This window comes from Variovorax sp. 160MFSha2.1, from assembly GCF_048305075.1.
In the GTDB taxonomy this organism is placed as follows: domain Bacteria; phylum Pseudomonadota; class Gammaproteobacteria; order Burkholderiales; family Burkholderiaceae_C; genus Variovorax; species Variovorax guangxiensis.
The window spans coordinates 1699417-1721766 of the sequence record NZ_CP157624.1 but is presented as its reverse complement, the minus strand read 5'-3'; the positions used below and the strand labels follow the sequence as shown (position 1 = coordinate 1721766).

Genomic DNA, 22350 nt, shown 5'->3' with positions numbered 1-22350 from the left:
GCTCACTCGGCCTCGATGCCCTTGGACGCCGTCGCCCACAGCTGCCGGTCGGCCTTGCCCTTGATCGCCAGCACCTCGGGCGCACCAGACCAGACGTCGTAGCCCTGCTCGCGCAGACGGTTCGCGATGTCCTCGCGCGCCAGCATCCTGCGCGCGGCGACGTTCATGCGCGCGACCAGCGCCTGCTCCATGCGCGCCGGCCCGTACAGGCCGAACCAGCCGCCCACGTCGTAGCCGGCCACGCCCGACTCGACCATCGTCGGCACATCCGGCAGCATGCGGTTGCGCTGGCGCGAGGTGACGGCCAGCGCGCGCACCTTGCCCGTCTGGATGAAGGGCTTGGAGGTCGCGATGATGTCGAACATCATGGTCACGGTGCCTGCCATCACATCGGCGAGTGCCGGTGCGCTGCCCTTGTAGGGCACGTGCGTGAGCTGTACGCCGGCCATCTTCTCCAGCAGCGCGCCGCTCAGGTGGTTGGAGGCGCCCACGCCCGCCGAGCCGTAGAACACCTTGCCCGGCCGCGCCTTCGCATAGGCCAGCAGCTCGGCCACGCTGCGCACCGGCACATCGTTGTTGATGACCAGCACGTTGGTGTAGTCCACCAGCGGTGCGATGGGCGCGAGGTCCTTCATCGGGTCGAAGGCCATGTGGCGCTGCACGTTGGGGTTGATGGTGATGGTCGGGCTCGCGCCGAAGAAGAGCGTGGCGCCATCGGGCGCGGCCTTGGCGACCGCGTCGCCGCCCAGCGAGCCGCTGGCGCCGGGGCGGTTGTCCACGATCACCTGCGTGCCCAGCTCCTGGCTCAACGCGGGCGCCAGCAGGCGCGCCGCGCCGTCCACCGGGCCGCCGGCCGAATAGCCGACCACCAGCTTGACGAGCGATGGCAATGGCTGCTGCGCGAACACGCGCGAAGGCAATGCGGCCAGCGCCGCGCTGCCCGCCAGCGCTGACACGATGTGGCGGCGCGATAGGTCGATGGAAGTCATGAGCGTTGTCTCCTTTTGTGTATTTCTTCGGCGCCGCGTCGCTCAGGCGGGCAGGTCGAGCACCTGCCGCGCGAGGATGTTGCGCTGTATCTCGTTCGTGCCCCCGTAGATCATTGCGGCGGTGGAGCCGATGAGCGGCGAGAGCACGTTGAAGGTCTGGCCGTCGAGCACCTGGTCGCCGGCCACGGCCCCCTGCTCCTCGCCCGCCTCGACCAGCAGCGCGCCGATGCGGTGGTAGGTCTCGCTCGCCCAGATCTTCAGCAGCGACACCGAAGACGGCAGTGGCCTGCCCGCGCGCACGATATTCGCGAAGCCGGTGTAGGCGGCCGACAAATCGAGCACGTCGAGCCGCAGCGCCGCGAAGCGCTGTGCGAACACCGGGTCGGCAAACAGCCGCCGCGCCTGCGCCAGCCGCGCAAGCTGCCCCAGCGCGTACTGCGACTGCTTGGGGCTGCCGAGGAAGATGCGCTCGAAACCCAGCAGCGCCTTCGCGATCGTCCAGCCGCCGTGCAGCTTGCCCACGAGGTTTTCGGCCGGCACGCGCACGTTGTCGAAGAACACCTCGCAGAACTCCGGCTCGCCCGCCAGCGTGTGGATCGGACGGATGGTGATGCCCGGCGTGCGCAGGTCGCACAGCAGGAAGCTGATGCCCTCCTGCTTGCGCGCGTCCTTGTCGGTGCGCACCAGCATGAAGATGTGGTTGGCGTCCTGCGCGAGCGTGGTCCAGATCTTCTGTCCGTTGACCACGAAATGCTCGCCCTGCGCGTCGCGCGCCGGCATCGCCTCGGTGCGCAGGCCCGCGAGGTCGGAGCCGGCGTTGGGCTCCGAATAGCCCTGGCACCACACATGCTCGCCGCTGAGGATGCGCGGCAGGAAGCGCTGCTGCTGTTCCTGAGTGCCGTGCTGGATCAGGAGCGGCCCGATCATCACGATGCCCTGGTCGGGTGCACGTGCCACGCCGTACTGCTCCAGCTCCTCGATCCACGCGATGAGCTTGTCCGCAGGCAGCCCCATGCCGCCGTGCGACTGCGGCCATGCGGGCGCGATCCATCCCTGCGCCGAGAGCGTGAGATACCACTCGCGCATCTCGCTCCAGCGTGCGCGGTGCGAGAGGTAGCGCAACTGCTGCGGATAGCGCTGCTGCAGGAAGGCGCGCACCATGCGGCGGAAGTCGGTCTCGGGCATCGAAGACCAGTCGGCGGTGCGCGGGAACTCGCCGCTCCACTCGGCCACGCCCGGTGCGACCTCTGCATCGCCCGACAGCACGGCATGCCGGCGCTGATGCGCACTCGCGTTGCCCAGCCATGCCGAGAGGCACAGCACGCGCTTGTAGAACAGGCTCAGATCGCATTCCTGCGTGTAGCCGATGGCGCCATGCAGCTGCACCGACGCGCGCGAAGCCTGCAGCGCGGCGGCGGTGCAGCGCGCGTTGGCACGGCTGGCCTCGGCCTCCAGCCGCTGCGCCGGCAGGCCCTGCGCGGCCAGCCCGAGCACCTCGTCCAGCGTGGCCTTCGCCACTTCGAGGTGGATGAACATGTCGACGCAGCGGTGCTGCAGCGCCTGGAAGCTGCCGATGGGCTTGCCGAACTGCGAGCGCGTGCGCAGGTAGGCCAGGGTCTGCGCGAGCATGGCCTGCCCCGCGCCCAGCAGCTCGGCCGACTGCAATATCTGGCCCGCCGCAAGCGCATGGCGCAGCGCCTCCTGCGCGGCCGGCCCCTCGGCCAGCACCGCACCGGCCGGCAGCGCGACCTGCTCGAAGCGCAGGTTCGAGGCCTGGCTGCCGTCGATCAGCGGCACGGGTGTTTCGCTGACGCCGGCGGTTCCGCGCGGCACCCACAGCAGCACGGCGTCGTCGTCGCCGCGCGCCGACACCAGCCAGCCGCTGGCGGCCGCGCCGGGCAGCACCATGAGCTTCTCGCCCTGCAGCAGCACGCCGCCCCCGGGTCGGGACTCGCAGCCGCAGGCCAGCGGCACCGCGCTCAGGTCGCCCGCGCTCTCCTGCCAGGCCAGCGCGGGCAGGCTGCGGCCCGCGGCCAGCTCGGCGAGCAGCGCATCCGCGGCAGGCGTGCCCAGCCGGGCCAGCAGCAGCGCGCCGAGGCCGGCCACGGCCAGCAATGGCTCGGGCGCGGCATGCTCGCCCGCCGCGCGGAAAATCTCGGCCGCGCCGTCGAGCCCCAGCGCGAGGCCCCCGGCCGATTCGGGCGCCAGCATGCCGGGCCAGCCGAGCGCGGCAACGTCCTGCCAGCCCTCGGCCTCGTCGCCGTCCGGGTGCTCGATGCGCCCGCGCCGCCGCTGGAGGGCGCGGCTGCGGTTGAAGTAGTCGAGCGCCGATTCGCGCACCGCCGAAAGTGATTCAAGGTCCATCGCCGCAGCGTGCCCCAAGACTTCGCCAGGCGGCATTTGCATTTGCCGAAGGGAGGGTTTCGCAATCAGAGAGCCGCCTCGCGCGTACGCGGGCTAGATTCGCTCCATGACCACCAAGATCAAGAAATCCCTGCACACGGAACTGGGCCACAGCACGCCCGACAGGATCACCGTGCGCGGTCGCGACCTGCCCTCGGAGATCCTCGGCCACCTCAACCTGGGCGACATGGCCTTCCTGGAGCTGACGGGACGCATCCCCACGCCGCAGGAGTCGGTGACCTTCAACGCCATCGTCGTCACGCTGGTGGAGCACGGCGTCACGCCCAGCGCGCTGGCTGCGCGCCTCACCTACGCAGGCGCGCCCGAGGCGCTGCAGGCGGCCGTGGCGGCGGGCCTGTGCGGGCTGGGCACGGTGTTCGTCGGCAGCACCGAGGGCGCCGCCAGGATGCTCTACGAGGCCATTCCCTTCGGCGAGAAGCCCTCGCGCCCGCTGGCCGACATGGCGAAGGACATCGTGGCCGACCACCGCGCACGCAAGCTGATCGTGCCGGGGCTGGGCCACCCGCTGCACAAGCCCGTCGACCCGCGCACGCCGCGGCTCTTCCAGATCGCGGCGGAGAACGGGCTTTCCACGCACTACGTCGCGCTGATGCAGGCCGTGCAGGAGGAAGCCGAGCGCGTCTCGGGCAAGTCGCTGCCGATCAACGCGACCGGTGCCATCGGCGCCATCGCGGCCGAGTTTGGCTTTCCCTGGAAGATCATCCGCGGGTTCGGCGTGATGGCGCGCGCCATCGGCCTCGTGGGCCACATCCTGGAAGAGATCGACGACCCGATGGCCATCGAGATCTGGCAGCGCGTGGAAAAAGAAGCGGGCGGCCCCCGCCAGGATTGAGCAGAAATCGATGAACAACGCCAACGACAAGAACTTTCCCGACATCCGCGATGCGGTGCGCGGCCTGTGCGCGCAGTTTCCCGACGCCTACTTCCGCAAGATCGACGAGGAGCGCGGCTACCCCGCCGAATTCGTCGACGCGCTCACCAAGGCCGGCTGGATGGCCGCGCTGATTCCGCAGGAGTACGGCGGCTCGGGCCTGGGCCTGACCGAGGCCTCGGTGATCATGGAAGAAATCAACCGCTGCGGCGGCAACTCCGGCGCCTGCCACGGCCAGATGTACAACATGGGCACGCTGCTGCGTCACGGCAGCGAGGCGCAGAAGCGCGCCTACCTGCCGAAGATCGCCAACGGCGAACTGCGCCTGCAGTCCATGGGCGTGACCGAGCCCACCACCGGAACCGACACCACCAAGATCAAGACCACCGCCGTGAAGAAGGGCGACCGCTACGTCGTCAACGGGCAGAAGGTATGGATCTCCCGCATCCAGCACTCCGACCTGATGATCCTGCTGGCGCGCACCACGCCGCTGTCGGATGTGAAGAAGAAGTCGGAGGGCATGTCGATCTTCATCGTCGACCTGCGCGAGGCCATCGGCAAGGGGCTGGAAGTGCGGCCCATCCTGAACATGGTCAACCACGAGACCAACGAGCTGTTCTTCGAGAACCTGGAGATCCCGGCCGAGAACCTGATCGGCGAGGAAGGCCAGGGCTTCAAGTACATCCTCGACGGGCTGAACGCGGAGCGCACGCTGATCGCGGCCGAGTGCATCGGCGACGGCTACTGGTTCATCGACCGGGTCACCAAGTACACGAAGGAGCGCGTGGTGTTCGGTCGGCCGATCGGGCAGAACCAGGGCGTGCAGTTCCCCATCGCCGAGTCGTTCATCGAGGTGGAGGCAGCGAACCTCATGCGCTACGAAGCGTGCCGCCTCTTCGACGCGCACCAGCCCTGCGGCGCGCAGGCCAACATGGCGAAATACCTTGCGGCCAAGGCGAGCTGGGAGGCGGCCAACGCCTGCCTGCAGTTCCACGGCGGCTTCGGCTTCGCCTGCGAATACGACATCGAGCGCAAGTTCAGGGAGACACGGCTCTACCAGGTGGCGCCGATCTCGACGAACCTGATCCTGAGCTACGTGGCGGAGCACATGCTCGGCCTCCCACGCTCGTTCTGAACGAATGAAGGACGCGATTGCCATGAACCCTGTCGATCATCCGAGCAAGGTGCTCGCCACCTTCGCCGCCGAACTGAAGTTCGACGCCATCCCCACCCCCGTGCTGCGCCGCACCGAGGACCTGATGCTCGACTGGCTGGGCTCGGTGCTCGCCGCGCGCACGGCGCGGCCGGTGCGCAACATCGAGCGCTTCGCGCAGATGATGGGCCCCGCCGACGGGCCCAGCGAGCTGCTGACCTCGCGGCGCACGACCTCGCCGGTATTCGCGGCGCTGGTCAACGCGGCGGCTTCGCACTTCGTGGAGCAGGACGACGTGCACAACGGCTCCGTCTTCCACCCGGCCGCAGTCGTCATCGCGCCTGCACTGGCGGTGGCGCAAAGCATCGGCGCGAGCGGCGCGCAGCTGCTCACGGCGGTGGTCGCGGGCTATGAAGTCGGAATCCGGGTCGGTGAATTCCTCGGCCGCTCGCACTACAAGACCTTCCACACGACCGCGACGGCGGGCACGCTCGCGGCCGCAGCAGCCGTGGGCCGGCTGCTGGAACTCACGCCGCAGCAGATGCTGCACGCCTTCGGCTCAGCCGGCACGCAGTCGGCCGGCGTTTGGGAGTTCCTGCGCGACGCGGCGGATTCCAAGCAGCTGCACTGTGCGCACGCCGCCGCCAGCGGGCTGATGTCGGCCTATCTCGCGCAGGACGGTTTCACCGGCGCCGCGAAGATCCTCGAAGGCGCGCAGGGGCTGGGCGTGGGCATGTCCAGCGACGCCGACCCGGCGAGGCTCACCGACGGCCTGGGCACGCGCTGGACGCTGGCCGAGACCTCCTTCAAGTACCACGCCTCCTGCCGCCACACCCACCCGGCCGCCGACGCGCTGCTGCAGGTGATGACGCAGAACAAGCTGAAGCCCGCCGACGTGTCGGGCGTGACCACGCACGTGCACCAGGGCGCCATCGACGTGCTGGGCCGCGTGGACGTGCCCGCCACGGTGCACCAGGGCAAGTTCTCGATGGGCACGGTGCTGGGCCTGATCGCGGTGCACGGCCGAGCGGGCCTGGGCGAGTTCGACCGCGACTTCCTCGCGCCCGAGGTCTCGGCCTTCCGCGAGAAGGTAACGATGCAGCTCGACGAGGAGGTGGACACCGCCTACCCCGCACGCTGGATCGGCAAGGTCAGCGTGCGGACCGCCGACGGCCGCACGCTGCACGGTCGCGTGGACGAGCCCAAGGGCGACCCCGGCAACAGCCTGAGCCGCGCCGAGATCGAGGACAAGATGCAGCGCCTCGCGCACTACGGCGAAGGCGCGACGGCCGAGGAAGCCAGGGCGCTGTGCCAGCGCGTCTGGCAGCTGGCCGACACGCCGCGCGTGGGGCGCTGGCTGGCCTGAAGGCCTTCAGGCCGGTGCAGTCCAGGCGAAGAGCCGGCCGCAGCCCGGCGAGCGCGCATCGAGCCCCGCGGTGCGCGCCAGGTCCCAGAAGCCGGCGGGCGAGCTGGACACCACGGGCACCTGCAGGCGCTCCTCCACCTCGCGCACTGCGTCCAGCGTGACCAGCCCGCCGCAGGAGATCAGGATGCCGTCGGCGCCCGGCTGCGCCTCGAACACCTTCACGCACAGGTCCACCAGCGCCCTGGTGGGCACCTTGCCCACGGCCTGCACGTCGGAGATGGAAAGGCCCTCGAGCGCCAGCGGCTCGAAGTCGCTTTGCTGCAGATAGCCGCGCAGTTGCGCGTTGACCTCGTCGATGTAGGCCGTGGCCACCGCGACGCGCCGCACCTTCAGGTGGCGCAGCCCGTTGACGATGGCATTGCTCATGGTCGTGCAGGGCAGGCCGGTGGCGCGCGCCATCTCGATCTCGAGCTGGCGGTTGAAGGCCGCGCCGCGGAAGAAGCTCAGCGAAGTGCCCATGAGCGAGATCGCGGAAACGCCCTCTTCCTTGAGCGCAACGGCCTTCGCGACCACGGAGTCGATGACGTCCAGATAGCCGCGCGTGGAGATTTCTCCCAGGCCCAGCCCGCGCGCGCTGAAGCGGATGCGCTCGCCGTAGAGCAGCGGCCCGTCCACCGGCACGGCGCCTGCCGCCGGCGGCACGATCAGGCCCAGATGAGGCTGCGCCATGCTCAGCTCCCCTCGGCCACGATGTGCTGGTCCGCGATGATCTTCTTCCACCGCGAGGTCTCCGCCGCCATGTCCTTGCCGAGCTGGGCCGGCGTGGCGTACGCGCGCAGCGTGCCCTGCGCGGCGGCCGCGGCGCCGGCCTCGGGCGTGTCGAGCACCGACTTCACCGCGGCCGAGAGCTTGTCGACGATGTCGTTGGGCGTACCGGCCGGCGCCAGCACGAAGATGCGCGGCGCCACGTCGAAGCCCGGCAGGGCATCGGCCAGCGGCGGCACGCTCTCGGCGCCCTCGAGCTTTGCGGTGTTCATCATCGCCAGCGCGCGCAGCTTGCCCGCCTTGGCCTGCGCCATGCCGGCGGTGGCGCTCACCACGCCGATCGGAATCTGGCCACCGATCACGTCGGGCACGATCTGCGCGGCGCCGCGGTACGGCACGTGCACCACGGGGCTGCCGGTGGCCTGCTTGAGCATCTCGAAGCCCAGGTGCTGCACCGTGCCCACGCCCGAGGTGGCGTACGAGTAGCGCGAGGCGTTGGCCTTGAGCTCCTTCACCAGTTCGGCCGGCGTCTTCGCGGGAAAGTCGTTGCCGGCCACGATCATCAGCGGCGAAATGAAGGCCCCGGCCACCGGCTTGAAGCTGGTGAGCGGGTCCAGCGCGATCTTCGGCTGCAGCAGCTTGGCGGCGAGCAAGGCGCTGTCGCCCATCATCAGCGTGTAGCCGTCGGGCGGCGCCTTGGCGACGAAGTCGGCGGCGATGAGCCCGGTGGCGCCGGTGCGGTTCTCCACCAGCACCTGCTGGCCCAGCACGTTCGACAGCCGCGTGCCGAGCAGGCGCGCCACCGCGTCGACGCCACCGCCGGCCGAATAGCCGACGATGAGGCGGATGGGCTTGTCGGGGTACTTCTGGGCCTGGGCCCAGGCCGCGGGCGTCGCAAGGGCGCTCATGAGTCCGAGGGCGGCCATCGCGCGCAATGCATGGCGGCGCGCGGGTGGTCGAATCGCTTGTCTGGCTTTCATCATGTCTCCGTTGTCTTTGATCGGACGCCGGCCGTCTGTCGCGGCCCGGTCGTTTGGGAAGAAAGTGTGGCTCAGGCCTTGCCCTTGCCGTGCGAGGTCGGCAGCTTCGCCAGTTCGCGCACGCGCTCGGCATTGGGCGCGAAGCCCAGGCCCGGCGTCTCGGGCAGTGTGAGCCAGCCCTGGTCGGGCACGGGCAGGCCATCGAAGATCTGCTTGAGCATCTGCACCGCCACGTAGTGGTACTCGACGAGGCCGCCGTTCGACACGCCCGCGTGCAGGTGCATGTTGTGGAAGGGCCAGGCGCCGCCGTTGTCGATGGGCACGTTGAAGGCCTGCGCCATGCCCGCGATCTTCAGCACTTGCGAGTAGCCGCCCGAGATGGTCACGTTGGGCTGCAGCACGTCGGCCGCCTGGTTCACCAGCAGGTCGCGGAAGCGGAAGGCCAGGCCCTCGTTCTGGCCGCACGCCAGCGGGATGCGGGTGCGCGAGCGCAGCTGGGCCATCTGGCGCACATCGTTCTGCGTGAGCGGCTCCTCGAAGAAGCTGATGCCGTAGGGCTCGATGCGGTGCGCGAGCTCGGTGGCGTGGAACAGGTCGAGGCCGCAGTTGGCGTCGACGTAGAGCTTGACGTCGGGGCCCACGGCCTCGCGCACGGCGGCGACGCGGCGCACGTCTTCCGCGATGACTTCGTCGAGCGGGCGCGGCTCGTCGCGGCGCGCGAGCGCGTGGTTGCCCACGGTCATCTTCAGCCGCTGGAAGCCCTGCGACACCCACAGCTTCGCGGCGGCGGCGAGCTGGTCGCGCTCGAAGAAGCCGAAGCCGAAGGTGGCGTACACCGGCACCTTCGCGCGTGCGCCGCCCAGCAGGCGCCACAGCGGCTGGCCGAGCGCGCGCGCCTTGATGTCCCACAGCGCGATGTCGAGCGCGGCAATCGTGTGGCTGGCATAGCCGGTCTGGCCGCGCGGCGAAAGCAGCCAGTAGAGCTTCTCCCACAGGCGCTCGGTGGCCATCGGGTCCTCGCCGATCAGCGCGGGGCCCGCCACCTCGCGCACGGCGGCGGCGATGATTTCTTCCTCGGTGATGGCCGTCATGCCGTGGCCGACGAGGCCCGTGTCGGTCTCGATCTCGGTGAGGCACAGCGACAGCGAGGTCTGCTTGTTCATGCCGACCACGTCGATGGTGACGGGAATGTTCAGCGGCGTGGCGCTGACGCGAACGATCTTCAAGTCTTGTCTCCTTTGTTGGAGCGCGCATCTTTGCGCGCGCGCCGCCGGAGAACAATTCGTTTTTGGCGGGAGCGAGGCTTCGCGCGGCGCGAAGCCTCGACGGATGCGGTGCCTCAGTCTGGCAGGCCGAGATGCTCCAGCACCGAGCGCGCGGCCACCGTCAGCTCCTGCTGCCTGCGCACGCACAGCAGGTGGCGCCTGTTGGCCCAGGGCGCGTCGAGCTTCAGGCAGCGCAGCTTCAGTATCTGCAGCTGCGGCAGGATGGCCGCATAGGGCAGCACACCGATGCCCGCGCCCTGCTCCACCATGCGGCAGACCATGTCGAAGCTGCCCACCTGCATGCGCACCTTCAGCGGCACGCCGGCCTCCAGCGCCGCCGACAGCAGCACCCGGTGCAGCGCCGTGCCTTCGCGCACCACGATGTGGTCGTGGCTCAGCACCTCTTCGACGCCGATGCGCCTGCGCCGCGCGAGCGGATGGTCGCGCGCCACCACCACGGCCAGCTCGTCGGTGCGGTAGGGCAGGCATTCGAGGCCCTCGGCGGGCGTGTTGCCCTCGATCACGCCGATGTCGGCGAGGCCTGCCTGCACCGCCTTCACCACCTCGGTGCTGGCCCGCTCCTGCAGGTCGATCTTCAGCACCGGGTGCAGCCGCAGGAAGGAGCCGATCTGCGCCGGCAGGAACTGCGCGATGGTCGACGCATTGGCCGTGATGCTGACCACGCCGGCCACGCCGTTCTGGAAGTCGTCGAGCTCGGCGCCCAGCCGGTCCATGGCCGAGAGCACGGCGCGCGCATGCAGCAGCAGTCCGTGGCCCGCCGAGGTGAGCGTGACGCCGCGTGCATGGCGCACCAGCAGCGGCAGCCGTGCGCGGGCCTCGAGGTCGGAGATGCGCTTGCTGGCCGCGGCCAGCGCGATGTGGCAGCGCTTGGCGCCTTCGCTGATGCTGCCGTGGTCCGCCACGGCCACGAACAGGCGCAGCGACTTCAGGTCGGCCGACATGGCTGCGGCCTCCTCAGCGCGTCGCGAGGTGGTCGAACAACTCGCGCGCCAGGGCCGGCAGCTGCTCGCGGCTGCGCGCGATCAGCTTCAGCTCGCGCTCGGCCCAGGCGTCGCTGAGGGCCACGGTCGAGATGCGCATGGCCATCGACAGCCGCTGCGCCGACGACGCCGGCAACACGCCGACGCCCACGCCCGCCTCGATCATCAGGCAGATCGCCTCGAAGCTGCTGACCTGGATGCGCGGGTTGAAGCCGCGCCCCGCGAGCTCGGCGCGGCGCTGCAGGAAACGGTGGATGGCGCTGCCGTGGTGCAGGCCCACGTGCTGCTCGTCGAGCGTGTCGGCAAAGGCCACCGAGGTCACGCCCGCGAGGCGGTGCGTGGTGGGCACCACCAGCACGAGCTGGTTGCTGCCGAAGGGCTGCGCATCGAAGTCGCCCGTGTGCACGTCGCCCGCGAGGATGCCGATGTCGGCCTCGCCGTCGGCCACCGCGCGCACGATCTCCTCGCTGAGGTATTCGCGCAGGTCCACCTGCACGGCCGGATGCTGCGTGAGAAAGCCCGCCAGCTTCTGGGGCAGGTATTCGGTGATGGAGGTGGTGTTGGCGAACACGCGCACGTGGCCCTTGATGCCCTTGCCGAAGTCCTGCATGTCGCAGCGCAGGTGCTCCATCTGCTGCATCACGCGCTTGGCGTGGTAGAGCACCGCCTGCCCCGCCGCCGTGAGGCTCACGCCCTGCGCGCTGCGATGCAGCAGCTTGCCGCCCACGGCCTCCTCCATCTGCTTGATGCGCGTGGAGGCGGCGGCCAGCGAGATGCAGGCCTTCTCCGCGCCGCGCGTGAGGCTGTGCGCGTCCGCCACATAGACGAACAGTTTCAGGTCGAACAGGTCGAAGTGCAGATTCACCGGGCGCGGCCGCGAGAAAGGAGGAAGGGAACGCGCATTGTCCGGCGAATGAAGCCGCTCGCAGCCCTCTGCGGGTTTGTCCTCAGACCGGGTCCCAGCTGAAGACGTCCGCCGAGCGGTCGAGTTCGAAGAAGCTGGCGCGCATCGCGGGCATGGCGTGCTCGGCGATGCTCTGCGGCGTCCAGCCCTCGGAGCGGTGGATGGAGCGCACCGGGCGCGGCTGGCTGATGAGCGAGATCTCGTTGTTGCGCACCGAGAAGATCTGCCCGTTGACCGCCGCCGCGGCATCGCTCGCAAGGTAGACGGCCAGCGGCGCGACCTTGGCGGGCGTCATCTGCTTGATCTTGTCGACGCGGGCGCGCTGCTCGTCGGTGTCGGTGGGAATGGCGCCGATCATGCGGCTCCAGGCGAAGGGCGCGATGCAGTTGGAGCGCACCTTGAATTTCTGCATGTCCAGCGCGATCGACTTCGACAGCGCCACGATGCCCAGCTTCGCCGCCGCATAGTTGGCCTGGCCGAAGTTGCCGATGAGGCCCGAGGTGGAAGTCATGTGCACCAGCGCGCCCGACTCCTGCTCCTTGAAGTGCGTGGCGGCCGCGCGGCTCGTGAAGTACGCGCCGTACAGGTGCACCTTGAGCACCGAATCCCATTCGTCGACCGACATCTTGTGGAAGAAGCGGTCGCGCAGGATGCCCGCGTTGTTCACCACGGCGTCGATGCGCCCGAAGCTCTCGACTGCACATTCGACGATGCGCGCCGCGCTCGCGGCATCGGCCACGCTGTCGGTGCTGGGCACGGCCTGCCCGCCGGCGGCGCGAATCTCGTCGACCACCTGCTGCGCGGGGCCGGCGCTGCCCCCGGCGCCATCGAGCGCCGCGCCGATGTCGTTGACCACCACCTTCGCACCATGCGCCGCCATCGCCAGCGCGATGTCGCGCCCGATGCCGCCGCCCGCGCCGGTGACGACGACCACTTTTCCTTCGACCATGCTTGCCTCTGCTGTGGATGTTCGTTCGCCCGCGGGGTCGCGGGCGAAATCCAGAATGCCACAGGGCGGGTTGGAGCGGGTTTCGGGTTTCCGAAGAGGGGCTTCGGCCGGGCCCGGCCTGCTTACTGCCGCGCGGTCCGGATATTCGGTGGCAGCGCCTGCGGCCAGCTCGTGCGGAAGGGGTTGATGTCGAGCCCGCCGCGGCGCGTGTAGCGCGCGTACACCGCGAGCTTGTTCGGCTTGCAGCGGGTCCAGATGTCCGTGAACATGCGCTCGGCGCAGGGTTCGTGGAACTCGTTGTGGTTGCGGAAGCTGACGATGTACGCGAGCAGGCCGGCCTGGTCGATGGGCGGGCCGCTGTAGCGGATCTGCACGCTGCCCCAGTCGGGCTGGCCGGTGACGAGGCAGTTGCTCTTGAGCAGCCGGCTGGTGAGCGTTTCGTTGACGGGCGCCTGCGTGGCGTCGCTGCTCAGCAGCTCGGGCGCGGGCTGGTAGTGGCTGCACTCGATGTCGAGGCGGTCGAGGTCGAGGCCGTCGAGCTCGTGCACCGGCTCGCGGTCGAACATGTCGGGTGCGAGCAGCGTCACGCCGATGGTGGCCTGCTGGTCGCTGCCGCGCCATGCGGCCTCCGACAGGTCGGCGCGCAGGCGCTCGCGCACCGCGTCGACGCTCGCGAACTGGCTGTTGTTGAAGCTGTTGAGGTAGAGCTTGAAGCTCTTGCTCTCGATGATGTTGGGCGTCTCGCAGGGGATGGTGAAGTGCGCGATGGCCAGCTGCGGCTTGCCGCGCAGGTTGAGCCAGCTCACTTCGAAGGCGCTCCAGAGGTCGGCGCCGAAGAAGGGCAGCGCGCCAGCATTGATGCCCATGGCCTCGCGCTGCGTGGCGCGCGCGATGGGAAAGAGCAGCGTCGGGTCGTAGTGGTCGGCGTAGGCCGAGGCGCGGCCCAGCTGCGACTGCTCGGGCGTGTTCGGGTTGTGTGGGGTGTGCGGATCGTGGCTCATGGTCTTGCTGTGTCTCGGGCATCGGCCGCGTGTGCGAACGGTGCGATGTGGCGGGCGACGATGTCGCACACCTCGGGCGGCAGGTCGTGGCCCATGCCGGGAACGGAAACGAACTTCGAGCCCGGGATGCGCCGGGCCGTGTCTTCGCCGCAGGCGATGGGCACGAGCGCGTCGGCCTCGCCGTGCAGCACCAGCGTGGGCGACTGGATGCGCGGCAGCAGCGCGGGGCGCTCGTCGTCGGCGCCGATGGCGAGCATCTGCCGCATCAGGCCGGCCGGGTGATAGGAGCGGCGCATGCTGAAGACGAGCCGCTCGGAGAGCTCTTCGTCGGTCTGCGGATAGGCCGGGCTCTGGATGAGCCGCAGCAGCCGGATGCTGTGTGCGACCAGCGCCGCCTCGTCGCGGCCCGCCGGGCGGCGCATGAGCATGGAGGTGACCTCGCGGCGCGGGCCGGGCAGGCCGCGCGCCCCGCTGGAGCTCATGATGCTCACGAGGCTGGCGGTGCGCTGTGGTGCGAAGGCCGCGATGCGCTGGGCGATCATGCCGCCCATGGAGGCACCGACGATGTGGGCTCTTTCGATGCCCAGCTCGTCGAGCACGCCGAGCGAATCGAGGGCCATGTCCTGCAGCGTGTAGGGCGAGCGCACCTTCAGGCCGAGGCGGTGGCGGATCGTCTCCCACACGATGTTGCCCACGCCCGCGTGGTCGAAGCCCTGGCTCAGGCCGATGTCGCGGTTGTCGTGGCGCACCACGCGAAAGCCCGCGTCCACCAGTTGCTGCACGAAGGCCGTCGGCCACGCGACGAGCTGCATGCCCAGGCCCATGATGAGCAGGATGACGGGGCGGCCTTCGCCCCCGGTGTCGTCGACTTCGATCTGCAGCCCGTTGGCGGTGACTTTCATCCGGGAACTGCCTGCTACTTGAATTCGCGCTCGCGAAGCCACTTGGTGGCGACCCACTTCTCGCCCGCCAGCACCGGCGCGCCGCCGTGCAGGGTGCGGGTGACGGGGTCGGGCCGGTCGTAGCTGAAGAACACGCCGCAGCCGCGCGCCGGGGCCACTTCGAGGCCCACGTCGGGGAAGGTGGTGGCGCCGCCGCCCTCTGGCTCCTGCAGGTACATCACCAGCGTGGCGACGCGCTGGCCGCCGCGCTTGAGGATGGTGGGCGTGCCGGGCTCGTTGGGGTCGAAGTAGTCGTAGTGCGGGCGGTACTGCGCGCCGGGCGCGTAGCGCAGTATCTGCAGGCCCTCGCCGAATTCGAGCGGCCAGCGCAGCAGCGCGGCGATGCGCTGCTCGACGCGGGCGACGATCTCGTTCTCGCCGCGTTCGAAGAACATGCCGTCGCTGGTGCGGTCGACGTTGAGCACCTCGCCGCCGGTACGCGTCTCGACCGTGAGCGAGCGCGCAAGCCGCACGCGCGCGGCGGCGATCAGCCCTTCGCACTCCTCCGTCGACAGCAGGTTGCCGAAGACCACCACGCGCGGGTGCCGCATGGTCTGCAGCACCTGCACGCGGCGATCGCCCGCATCGATGTACAGCGGCGCGCCGTCGAGGTCGGGCCCGGGCATCTTCGCCTGCACGGAGGGCAGCGCGACTTCCACGTTCGGGAAGCCGGCTTCGAGCTGGGCCAGCGCCACGTCGGCGGCGGCGTCGTGCCAGCCCGCCGCGCGCATGGAAGCGCGCAGCGCCGGCACCGAATGCCCGGCTGCGAGCTGGGCTACCAGCCACTCGCGCAGTTCCGGACTGATCGCTTGGGACATCTCAATACTCCTGCACGTTGCGGCACCCCCGCAACGCATGAAAAAACCGCCACGCCCCCAATGCCAGGAACACCGCGGAACCGGCTTTGCCGGGCCGCCGGTGTTGCCCCCTGCAAGGGGGTTGGCGCAGCGACACGAAGTGCGCGAAGACTGGGGGTCAGTCCAACCTTCTCCTGAACACCAATCTGTCTGGTTTGGACACATCGGCGTCGAAACCATAACCCTCGAGATCGAACTTTTCCAGTGCCTTGGGCGTGGCCGCCTTGTGCTGCGCGGCCCAGCGCGCCATCAGGCCGCGGGCGCGCTTGGCGAAGAAGCTCACGATCTTGTAACGGTCGCCCTTCCACTCCTCGAACACGCATTCGACCACACGGGCCTTGAGCACTTTCCGGTCCACCGACTTGAAGTACTCGTTCGATGCGACGTTGATCACCACCGGCGAGCTGTCGGCCGCGAGGCGCTGGTTCAGGTGCTCGGCGATGCGCGAGCCCCAGAAGGCGTAGAGGTCCTTGCCATGGCGGTTGGCGAGCTGGGTGCCCATCTCGAGGCGGTAGGGCTGCAGCAGGTCGAGCGGGCGCAGCAGGCCGTAGAGGCCGCTGAGGATGCAGACGTGGTCCTGCGCCCAGGCCAGCTGGGCCTTGGTGAGGGTGCGGGCGTCGAGGCCGCCGTAGACGTCGCCGTCGAAGGCGAAGGCGGCCTGGCGGGCGTTCTTCGGGCTGCTCTTGCTGGACCAGGCCTCGTAGCGGGCCACGTTCAGCGCCGCGAGCTTGTCCGACAGGCTCATGAGCTCGGAGATCTGCTGGGGCGACTTCTCGCGCAGCAGCTTGATGAGTTCGACCGAAGGGCCGCGGGGCGATTCGAAATGGGGCTGGGTGGCAGGGATTTCGGAGGGGACGGGGGTTTCGTAGTCGAGCGACTTCGCAGGGGAAAGCAGGAACAGCATGCCGGAATTATCAGTGGCGGCCATGACAGGGGCGGCCCCGGTAAAATCGCCGGCTACCTCCCTGTGTCCCCGACGGCCCCCGAAGGGCCGTTCCTGCATTTCCCATGAGCGAACCCACCACCCCTCCCGCCCAGCCTGGTCTGGACAGCCTTTCCAAATCGTTCGAGCCCGCCGCCATCGAGGCGCACTGGGGCCCCGAATGGGAGAAGCGCGGCTACGCCAAGGCCGGCTTCCGCGGCACGCAGCAACCCAAGGAAGGCGCCGAGTCGTTCGCGATCCAGCTGCCGCCGCCCAACGTGACGGGCACGCTGCACATGGGCCATGCGTTCAACCAGACGATCATGGACAGCCTCGCGCGGTATCACCGCATGAAGGGCGACAACACGCTGTGGGTGCCCGGCACCGACCACGCCGGCATCGCGACGCAGATCGTGGTGGAGCGCCAGCTGCAGGATCAGAAGGTCAGCCGCCACGACCTGGGCCGCAAGAACTTCGTGGCGCGCGTGTGGGAGTGGAAGGAGAAGTCGGGCAACACCATCACCCAGCAGATGCGCCGCATGGGCGACACGGTGGACTGGAGCCGCGAGTACTTCACCATGGACGACGACCTCTCCAAGGTCGTGACCCACACCTTCGTGAAGCTGTACGAAGAAGGCCTGATCTACCGCGGCAAGCGCCTGGGCAACTGGGACCCGGTGCTCAAGACCTCGGTGAGCGACCTTGAGGTCGAGAGCGAGGAGGAAGACGGCTCGCTCTGGCACATCGCCTATCCGCTGGAAGACGGCAGCGGCACGCTGACCGTGGCGACCACCCGGCCCGAAACCATGCTCGGCGACACGGCCGTGATGGTCCACCCCGAGGACGAGCGCTACAAGCACCTGATCGGCAAGCGCGTGAAGCTGCCGCTGGTGGAACGGCTGATTCCGATCATTGCCGACGACTACGTCGACAAGGAGTTCGGCACCGGCGTCGTGAAGGTCACGCCCGCGCACGACTACAACGACTACGCCGTCGGCCAGCGCCACAAGCTGGACATGATCGGCGTGCTCACGCTCGACGCCACCATCAACGACAACGCCCCCGAGAAGTACCGCGGCCTCGACCGCTTCGTGGCGCGCAAGGCCATCGTGGCCGACCTCGACGCGCTGGGCCTGCTGGTCGAGGTAAAGAAGCACAAGCTGATGGTGCCGCGCTGCGCGCGCTCGGGCGCCATCGTCGAGCCGATGCTCACCGACCAGTGGTACGTGGCCATGACGCGCCCCGGCGCGGACGGCCAGTCGATCGCGCAGAAGGCCATCGACGTGGTCAAGTCGGGCGAGGTGCGCTTCGTGCCCGAGAACTGGGTCAACACCTACAACCACTGGATGGAGAACATCCAGGACTGGACCATCTCGCGCCAGCTCTGGTGGGGCCACCAGATTCCCGCCTGGTACGACGAGGAAGGCAACGTGTACGTGGCGGAAGACGAAGCCGCAGCGCAGGCCAAGGCGCCCGGCAGGAAGCTGACGCGCGACGAGGACGTGCTCGACACCTGGTATTCGTCGGCGCTGGTGCCCTTCTCGTCGCTGGGCTGGCCCGGGAAGACGCAGGACCTCGACCTGTACCTGCCCTCCACCGTGCTGGTGACCGGCTACGACATCATCTTCTTCTGGGTCGCCCGGATGATCATGATGACCAAGCACTTCATCGGCAAGGTGCCGTTCAAGCACGTGTACATCCACGGCCTGGTGCGCGACGCCCAGGGCAAGAAGATGAGCAAGTCGGAAGGCAACGTGCTCGACCCGGTGGACCTGATCGACGGCATCGAACTGCCCGCGCTCCTGGACAAGCGCACGCAGGGCCTGCGCAAGCCCGAGACGGCGCCGGCTGTTCGCAAGAACACGCAAAAAGAGTTTCCGGACGGCATTCCGGCCTTCGGCGCCGACGCGCTGCGCTTCACCTTCGCATCGCTGGCCTCGCTGGGCCGCAGCATCAATTTCGACTCGAAGCGCTGCGAGGGCTATCGCAACTTCTGCAACAAGCTGTGGAACGCCACGCGCTTCGTGCTGATGAACTGCGAGGGCCAGGACTGCGGCCTGCTGGAGCACAGCAAGGAAGACTGCAAGGTCGGCGGCAAGGCCCACGGCTACCTGAAGTTCAGCCGCGCCGACTACTGGATCGTGTCGAAGCTGCAGCGCGTGGAGGCCGAGGTGGCCCAGGGCTTCGAGGAATACCGCCTCGACAACGTGGCCACCGCGATCTACCAGTTCGCCTGGGACGAGTTCTGCGACTGGTACCTCGAAATCGCCAAGGTGCAGATCCAGACCGGCGACGACGCGCAGAAGCGCGCCACGCGCCGCACGCTCATCCGCGTGCTCGAGACGCTGCTGCGCCTGGCGCACCCGGTGATTCCGTTCATCACGGAAGAGCTGTGGCAGAAGGTTTCGAAGGTTGCAGGACGTGAGGGCGAATCGATCATGATCGCCGCGTATCCGAAGAGCCAGCCCGAGAAGATCGACGAGGCGGCCGAGGCTCATGTGGCGCGGCTGAAGGCGCTGGTGGATGCGTGCCGCACACTGCGCGGCGAGATGAACGTGTCGCCCGCCACGCGCCTGCCGCTGTACGCGGTGGCCGACGATGCCGAGGGCGCGGCCTTCCTGCGCGAATCGGCGCCGGTGCTGCAAGCGCTCGCCAAGCTCAAGGAAGTGAAGGTCTTCGACGACGAGGCCTCGTGGTCGGCCGCAGCCGAAGCCGCGCCCGTGGCCGTGGTTGGCGCGGCGCGCCTGTGCCTGCACATGGAAATCGACAAGGCCGCGGAGAAGCTTCGCATCGGCAAGGAAGTGGCGCGCGTCGAAGGCGAGATCGCCAAGGTGCACTCGAAATTGGGTAACGAAGCGTTCGTCGCGAAGGCCCCGCCGGCCGTGATCGAGCAGGAACGTAAACGTCTGACTGACTTCACGGCCACTCTGGAGCGCCTGCGCGACCAGCTTGTACGCCTCGGCTGACAGACTCCGGGTTTCGAAGGCGTTTAGGATGCTTGGAGCGGCTGCGCGCCGTTTCGCATCCTGCCATCCCCCTCTTTGACGAAAGACGCTGAACCGCCCATGTCCACATCCGCGACCCGCATCCGCAAGGCCGTATTTCCCGTTGCAGGCTTCGGCACTCGCTTCCTGCCGGCCACGAAGGCGCAACCCAAGGAAATGCTGCCGGTGGTCGACAAGCCGCTGATCCAGTACGCCGTCGAGGAAGCGTACGCAGCCGGCATCCGCGACATGATCTTCGTGACCGGCCGCAACAAGCGCGCCATCGAAGACCACTACGACACCGCCTACGAACTCGAGAGCCAGCTCGAGGCCAGCGGCAAGACCGCGCTGCTGAACATTGCCCGCTCGGTCATGCCCGACGACATGACCTGCTCGTATGTGCGCCAGCCGCGCATGCTGGGCCTGGGCCACGCGGTGCTGTGCGCCGAGCACCTGGTCGGCAACGAACCCTTCGCCGTACTGCTGGCGGACGACCTGATGGTCGGCCCCGACGGCGGCCAGCCCGTGCTGGCGCAGATGACCGAAGCCTTCGGCCGCCTCGGCGGCTCGCTGCTGGCGGTGCAGGAAGTTCCGCTCGAACACGTCAAGCGCTACGGCATCGTGGCCGGCGACGCGATCGAGGAAGGCCTGGTGAAGGTCAGCCGCATGATCGAGAAGCCGAAGCCCGAAGAGGCTCCCTCGCGCCTGGGCGTGGCCGGCCGCTATATCCTCACGCCGGGCGTGTTCGACGAGATCCGCAACCAGCCCAAGGGCGCGGGCGGCGAGATCCAGCTGACCGACGGCATCGCGGCGCTGATGAAGAAGGAATCGGTCTACGCCTACTCGTACAAGGGCATCCGCTACGACTGCGGCAGCAAGGAAGGCTTCCTGCAGGCGTCGGTGGAACTGGCGCTGGCGCACCCCGAAGTGGGCGCGGATTTCCGCGAGTACCTCAAGAGCCTGAAGCTGTAATCCGCAGCTTCGAGCACACGCAGAAAGGGCCGCAGCAGCGGCCCTTTTTTCTTCTCGGCTCGTCGCGCTCAGCGGCGCTTGAGCACATGGATGAAGTCGGTGCCGACGGTTTCCTGCTCCATCAGCTCATTGCCCGTCTGGCGCGCGAAAGCCTGGAAGTCGCGGATCGATCCGGGGTCGGTCGACACCACCTTCAGCAGCTGGCCGCTCGTCATCTCGTTGAGGGACTTCTTCGCCTTGAGGATGGGCAGCGGGCAGTTCAGGCCGCGCGTGTCGAGTTCGCGATCAACTTGCATTGCCGGGCTCCGGAGGCAAGTTGAGGCCGCGGCGGCGCTCCTCATTCTCGGCGGCGGTGAAGAACACCGGTTCGTGGCCGCGCGTGCGCAGCCAGTCGGCCAGCGCATAGCCTGTGCCGGCGGGCCAGCACTTGAGATCGGGCAGGTCGTAGAGGCGGTAGTCGACCAGCTCGGGCGAGAGCTTCACCTCGCCATCGGCCACCACGTGGTAGGCGATGATGACCTGGTTCATGCGCTGGAAGTCGTAGGCGCCGACGATCTTCGTGGCGCTCACGTCGAGGTTGGTTTCTTCCTTCACCTCGCGCGCGATGCCCTCCTCGGGCGTCTCGCCGGCCTCCATGAAGCCGGTGATGAGCGCGAACATCTTGCCGGGCCACGCGGCATTGCGCGCCAGCAGCACCTGGCCACGGTATTCGACGATGGCCGCGAGCACGGGCGTCGGATTGTTCCAGTGCGTGTGGCCGCAGTTGGGGCAGCGCAGCCGCTCCTTGGGGCCGCCGTCTTCCATCAGTGCGATCCACTCGAGCGGCGTGGCGCAGACCTGGCAGAACTTGGGGTGGGGCATGGGGGTCTCTTTTCTTTCTTCTTTGGCGCCTGCTCGCGTTGGGCAGACGCCGGTTCGGTCGCAGCCTAAGCCGGGAAGACGCCGGTGGAGAGGTATCGGTCGCCGCGGTCGCAGACCACGAAGACGATGGTCGCGTTCTCCACCGTCTTCGACACTTCGAGCGCAGCCCACAGCGCGCCTGCGGCCGAGATGCCGCCGAAGATGCCCTCCTCGCGCGCGAGGCGGCGGCACATCTCTTCGGCATCGCTCTGGCTCACGCTGATTTCCTCGTCGACGCGGCTCGGATCGAAGATCTTCGGCAGGTATTCGGCGGGCCACTTGCGGATGCCAGGGATGCGCGAACCTTCGGCCGGCTGCGCGCCGATGATGCGGATGGCAGGGTTCTTCTCTTTCAGGAAGCGCGACACGCCGGTGATGGTGCCGGTGGTGCCCATGGCGCTCACGAAGTGCGTGACCTTGCCCTTGGTGTCGGCCCAGATCTCGGGGCCGGTGGTCTCGTAGTGGATGCGCGGGTTGTCGGGGTTGGCGAACTGGTCGAGCACGCGGCCCTTGCCCTGGGCCACCATCTGCTCGGCGAGGTCGCGGGCGTATTCCATGCCGCCGCTCTTGGGCGTGAGCACGAGCTCGGCGCCGAAGGCCTTCATGGTCTGCGCACGTTCGACCGAAAGGTCCTCCGGCATGATGAGCACCATGCGGTAGCCCTTGATGGCCGCGGCCATCGCGAGCGCGATACCAGTGTTGCCGGAGGTGGCTTCGATGAGCGTGTCGCCGGGCTTGATCTCGCCGCGCTCCTCGGCACGCCGGATCATCGAGAGGGCCGGCCGGTCTTTCACCGAACCGGCGGGGTTGTTGCCTTCGAGCTTGCCGAGAATCACGTTGCCGCGCCTGGCGTTTTCTGCTGCATTGATGCGTTGCAGCGCGACCAGAGGGGTCTTGCCGATGGCGTCTTCGATCGTCGGATAGTTCATGCCAGCCACTGTGCCATAATTTTGGGCTTCGTTCAGAACCCTGCCCGGGTGGTGAAATTGGTAGACGCAGGGGACTCAAAATCCCCCGCCGCAAGGCGTGCCGGTTCGATTCCGGCCCCGGGCACCAGGCTTGGCTCTCCCCCAGGCTTCGCGCACTTCGTGTCGCTGCGCCAACCC

The 22350-nt window shown here is 68.6% G+C and carries 20 protein-coding genes and 1 tRNA gene; 6 read left to right on the top strand and 15 right to left on the bottom strand.

From position 1 onward, the window contains the following. Window positions 1-2: 2 nt before the first annotated feature. Both ABL838_RS07445 and ABL838_RS07440 read right to left on the bottom strand, forming a co-directional pair. Window positions 3-989: a Bug family tripartite tricarboxylate transporter substrate binding protein gene (locus ABL838_RS07445; RefSeq protein WP_418124904.1), complete on the bottom strand. Its 987-nt coding sequence runs from the start codon at window positions 987-989 to the stop codon at window positions 3-5. 42 nt (window positions 990-1031) lie between these two features. Continuing rightward, a complete protein-coding gene (locus ABL838_RS07440; protein ID WP_418124902.1) occupies window positions 1032-3353 on the bottom strand; it encodes an acyl-CoA dehydrogenase in 2322 nt (773 codons plus the stop codon). Window positions 3354-3459: 106 nt separating this feature from the next. Here ABL838_RS07440 and ABL838_RS07435 point away from each other — a divergent pair, with 106 nt between their 5' ends. From ABL838_RS07435 to ABL838_RS07425, 3 genes are read left to right on the top strand one after another with little or no spacing between them, the layout of a single operon-like run. Next, a complete protein-coding gene (locus ABL838_RS07435; protein WP_418124900.1) occupies window positions 3460-4245 on the top strand; it encodes a citryl-CoA lyase in 786 nt (261 codons plus the stop codon). A 10-nt stretch (window positions 4246-4255) separates the two neighbouring features. Then, window positions 4256-5419, top strand: a complete 1164-nt coding sequence (locus tag ABL838_RS07430; RefSeq protein ID WP_418124899.1) for an acyl-CoA dehydrogenase family protein — start codon at window positions 4256-4258, stop codon at window positions 5417-5419. A gap of 22 nt (window positions 5420-5441) precedes the next feature. After that, window positions 5442-6803, top strand: coding sequence for an MmgE/PrpD family protein (locus ABL838_RS07425; RefSeq protein WP_418124897.1), 1362 nt, complete (start codon window positions 5442-5444; stop codon window positions 6801-6803). Window positions 6804-6809: 6 nt separating this feature from the next. Here the strand turns inward: ABL838_RS07425 and ABL838_RS07420 are convergent, their stop codons facing one another. The 10 genes from ABL838_RS07420 to yaaA form a co-directional block, all read right to left on the bottom strand. Then, window positions 6810-7532: an arylmalonate decarboxylase gene (locus ABL838_RS07420; protein ID WP_369659341.1), complete on the bottom strand. Its 723-nt coding sequence runs from the start codon at window positions 7530-7532 to the stop codon at window positions 6810-6812. A gap of 2 nt (window positions 7533-7534) precedes the next feature. Then, window positions 7535-8548, bottom strand: coding sequence for a Bug family tripartite tricarboxylate transporter substrate binding protein (locus ABL838_RS07415; RefSeq protein WP_418124896.1), 1014 nt, complete (start codon window positions 8546-8548; stop codon window positions 7535-7537). 71 nt (window positions 8549-8619) lie between these two features. Next, complete coding sequence (locus ABL838_RS07410) at window positions 8620-9774, bottom strand: mandelate racemase/muconate lactonizing enzyme family protein (protein ID WP_418124894.1); 1155 nt, start codon at window positions 9772-9774, stop codon at window positions 8620-8622. A 113-nt stretch (window positions 9775-9887) separates the two neighbouring features. Next, on the bottom strand, window positions 9888-10775 hold the full coding sequence (locus tag ABL838_RS07405; protein ID WP_418124892.1) for a LysR family transcriptional regulator: 888 nt from the start codon (window positions 10773-10775) through the stop codon (window positions 9888-9890). Between the two features lie 13 nt (window positions 10776-10788). Further along, a complete protein-coding gene (locus ABL838_RS07400; RefSeq protein WP_418124890.1) occupies window positions 10789-11679 on the bottom strand; it encodes a LysR substrate-binding domain-containing protein in 891 nt (296 codons plus the stop codon). Between the two features lie 82 nt (window positions 11680-11761). Next, a complete protein-coding gene (locus ABL838_RS07395; RefSeq protein WP_418124888.1) occupies window positions 11762-12667 on the bottom strand; it encodes an SDR family NAD(P)-dependent oxidoreductase in 906 nt (301 codons plus the stop codon). A gap of 122 nt (window positions 12668-12789) precedes the next feature. Continuing rightward, on the bottom strand, window positions 12790-13668 hold the full coding sequence (gene queF / locus ABL838_RS07390; RefSeq protein ID WP_418124887.1) for an NADPH-dependent 7-cyano-7-deazaguanine reductase QueF: 879 nt from the start codon (window positions 13666-13668) through the stop codon (window positions 12790-12792). Further along, complete coding sequence (locus ABL838_RS07385) at window positions 13665-14570, bottom strand: alpha/beta fold hydrolase (RefSeq protein WP_418124885.1); 906 nt, start codon at window positions 14568-14570, stop codon at window positions 13665-13667. The genes queF and ABL838_RS07385 overlap by 4 nt, the downstream gene beginning before the upstream one ends. A 14-nt stretch (window positions 14571-14584) precedes the next feature. Further along, a complete protein-coding gene (locus ABL838_RS07380; protein WP_184635326.1) occupies window positions 14585-15427 on the bottom strand; it encodes a 2OG-Fe(II) oxygenase in 843 nt (280 codons plus the stop codon). Between the two features lie 157 nt (window positions 15428-15584). Beyond that, window positions 15585-16370, bottom strand: coding sequence for a peroxide stress protein YaaA (yaaA, locus tag ABL838_RS07375; protein WP_418124884.1), 786 nt, complete (start codon window positions 16368-16370; stop codon window positions 15585-15587). A 104-nt stretch (window positions 16371-16474) separates the two neighbouring features. On the opposite strand from yaaA, the gene ABL838_RS07370 reads away from it, so the two are divergent. Both ABL838_RS07370 and galU read left to right on the top strand, forming a co-directional pair. Further along, window positions 16475-19354, top strand: a complete 2880-nt coding sequence (locus ABL838_RS07370) for a valine--tRNA ligase (RefSeq protein ID WP_418124883.1) — start codon at window positions 16475-16477, stop codon at window positions 19352-19354. A 99-nt stretch (window positions 19355-19453) separates the two neighbouring features. Then, a complete protein-coding gene (gene galU, locus ABL838_RS07365; protein WP_418124881.1) occupies window positions 19454-20344 on the top strand; it encodes a UTP--glucose-1-phosphate uridylyltransferase GalU in 891 nt (296 codons plus the stop codon). 68 nt (window positions 20345-20412) lie between these two features. Here galU and ABL838_RS07360 read toward each other — a convergent pair whose 3' ends face one another. The 3 genes from ABL838_RS07360 to cysM all read right to left on the bottom strand — a co-directional run bounded on the left by ABL838_RS07360 (window position 20413) and on the right by cysM (window position 22173). Then, a complete protein-coding gene (locus ABL838_RS07360; RefSeq protein ID WP_081265854.1) occupies window positions 20413-20640 on the bottom strand; it encodes a sulfurtransferase TusA family protein in 228 nt (75 codons plus the stop codon). After that, entirely contained in the window at window positions 20630-21205 is a 576-nt protein-coding gene (locus ABL838_RS07355) for an NUDIX domain-containing protein (RefSeq protein ID WP_019654253.1), read from the bottom strand. The genes ABL838_RS07360 and ABL838_RS07355 overlap by 11 nt, the downstream gene beginning before the upstream one ends. Window positions 21206-21270: 65 nt before the next feature. After that, window positions 21271-22173, bottom strand: coding sequence for a cysteine synthase CysM (gene cysM / locus ABL838_RS07350; protein ID WP_126023198.1), 903 nt, complete (start codon window positions 22171-22173; stop codon window positions 21271-21273). 42 nt (window positions 22174-22215) lie between these two features. Between cysM and ABL838_RS07345 the strand changes: the two genes are divergently transcribed. Further along, a tRNA-Leu gene (locus ABL838_RS07345) sits at window positions 22216-22300 on the top strand. Window positions 22301-22350 lie beyond the last annotated feature (50 nt).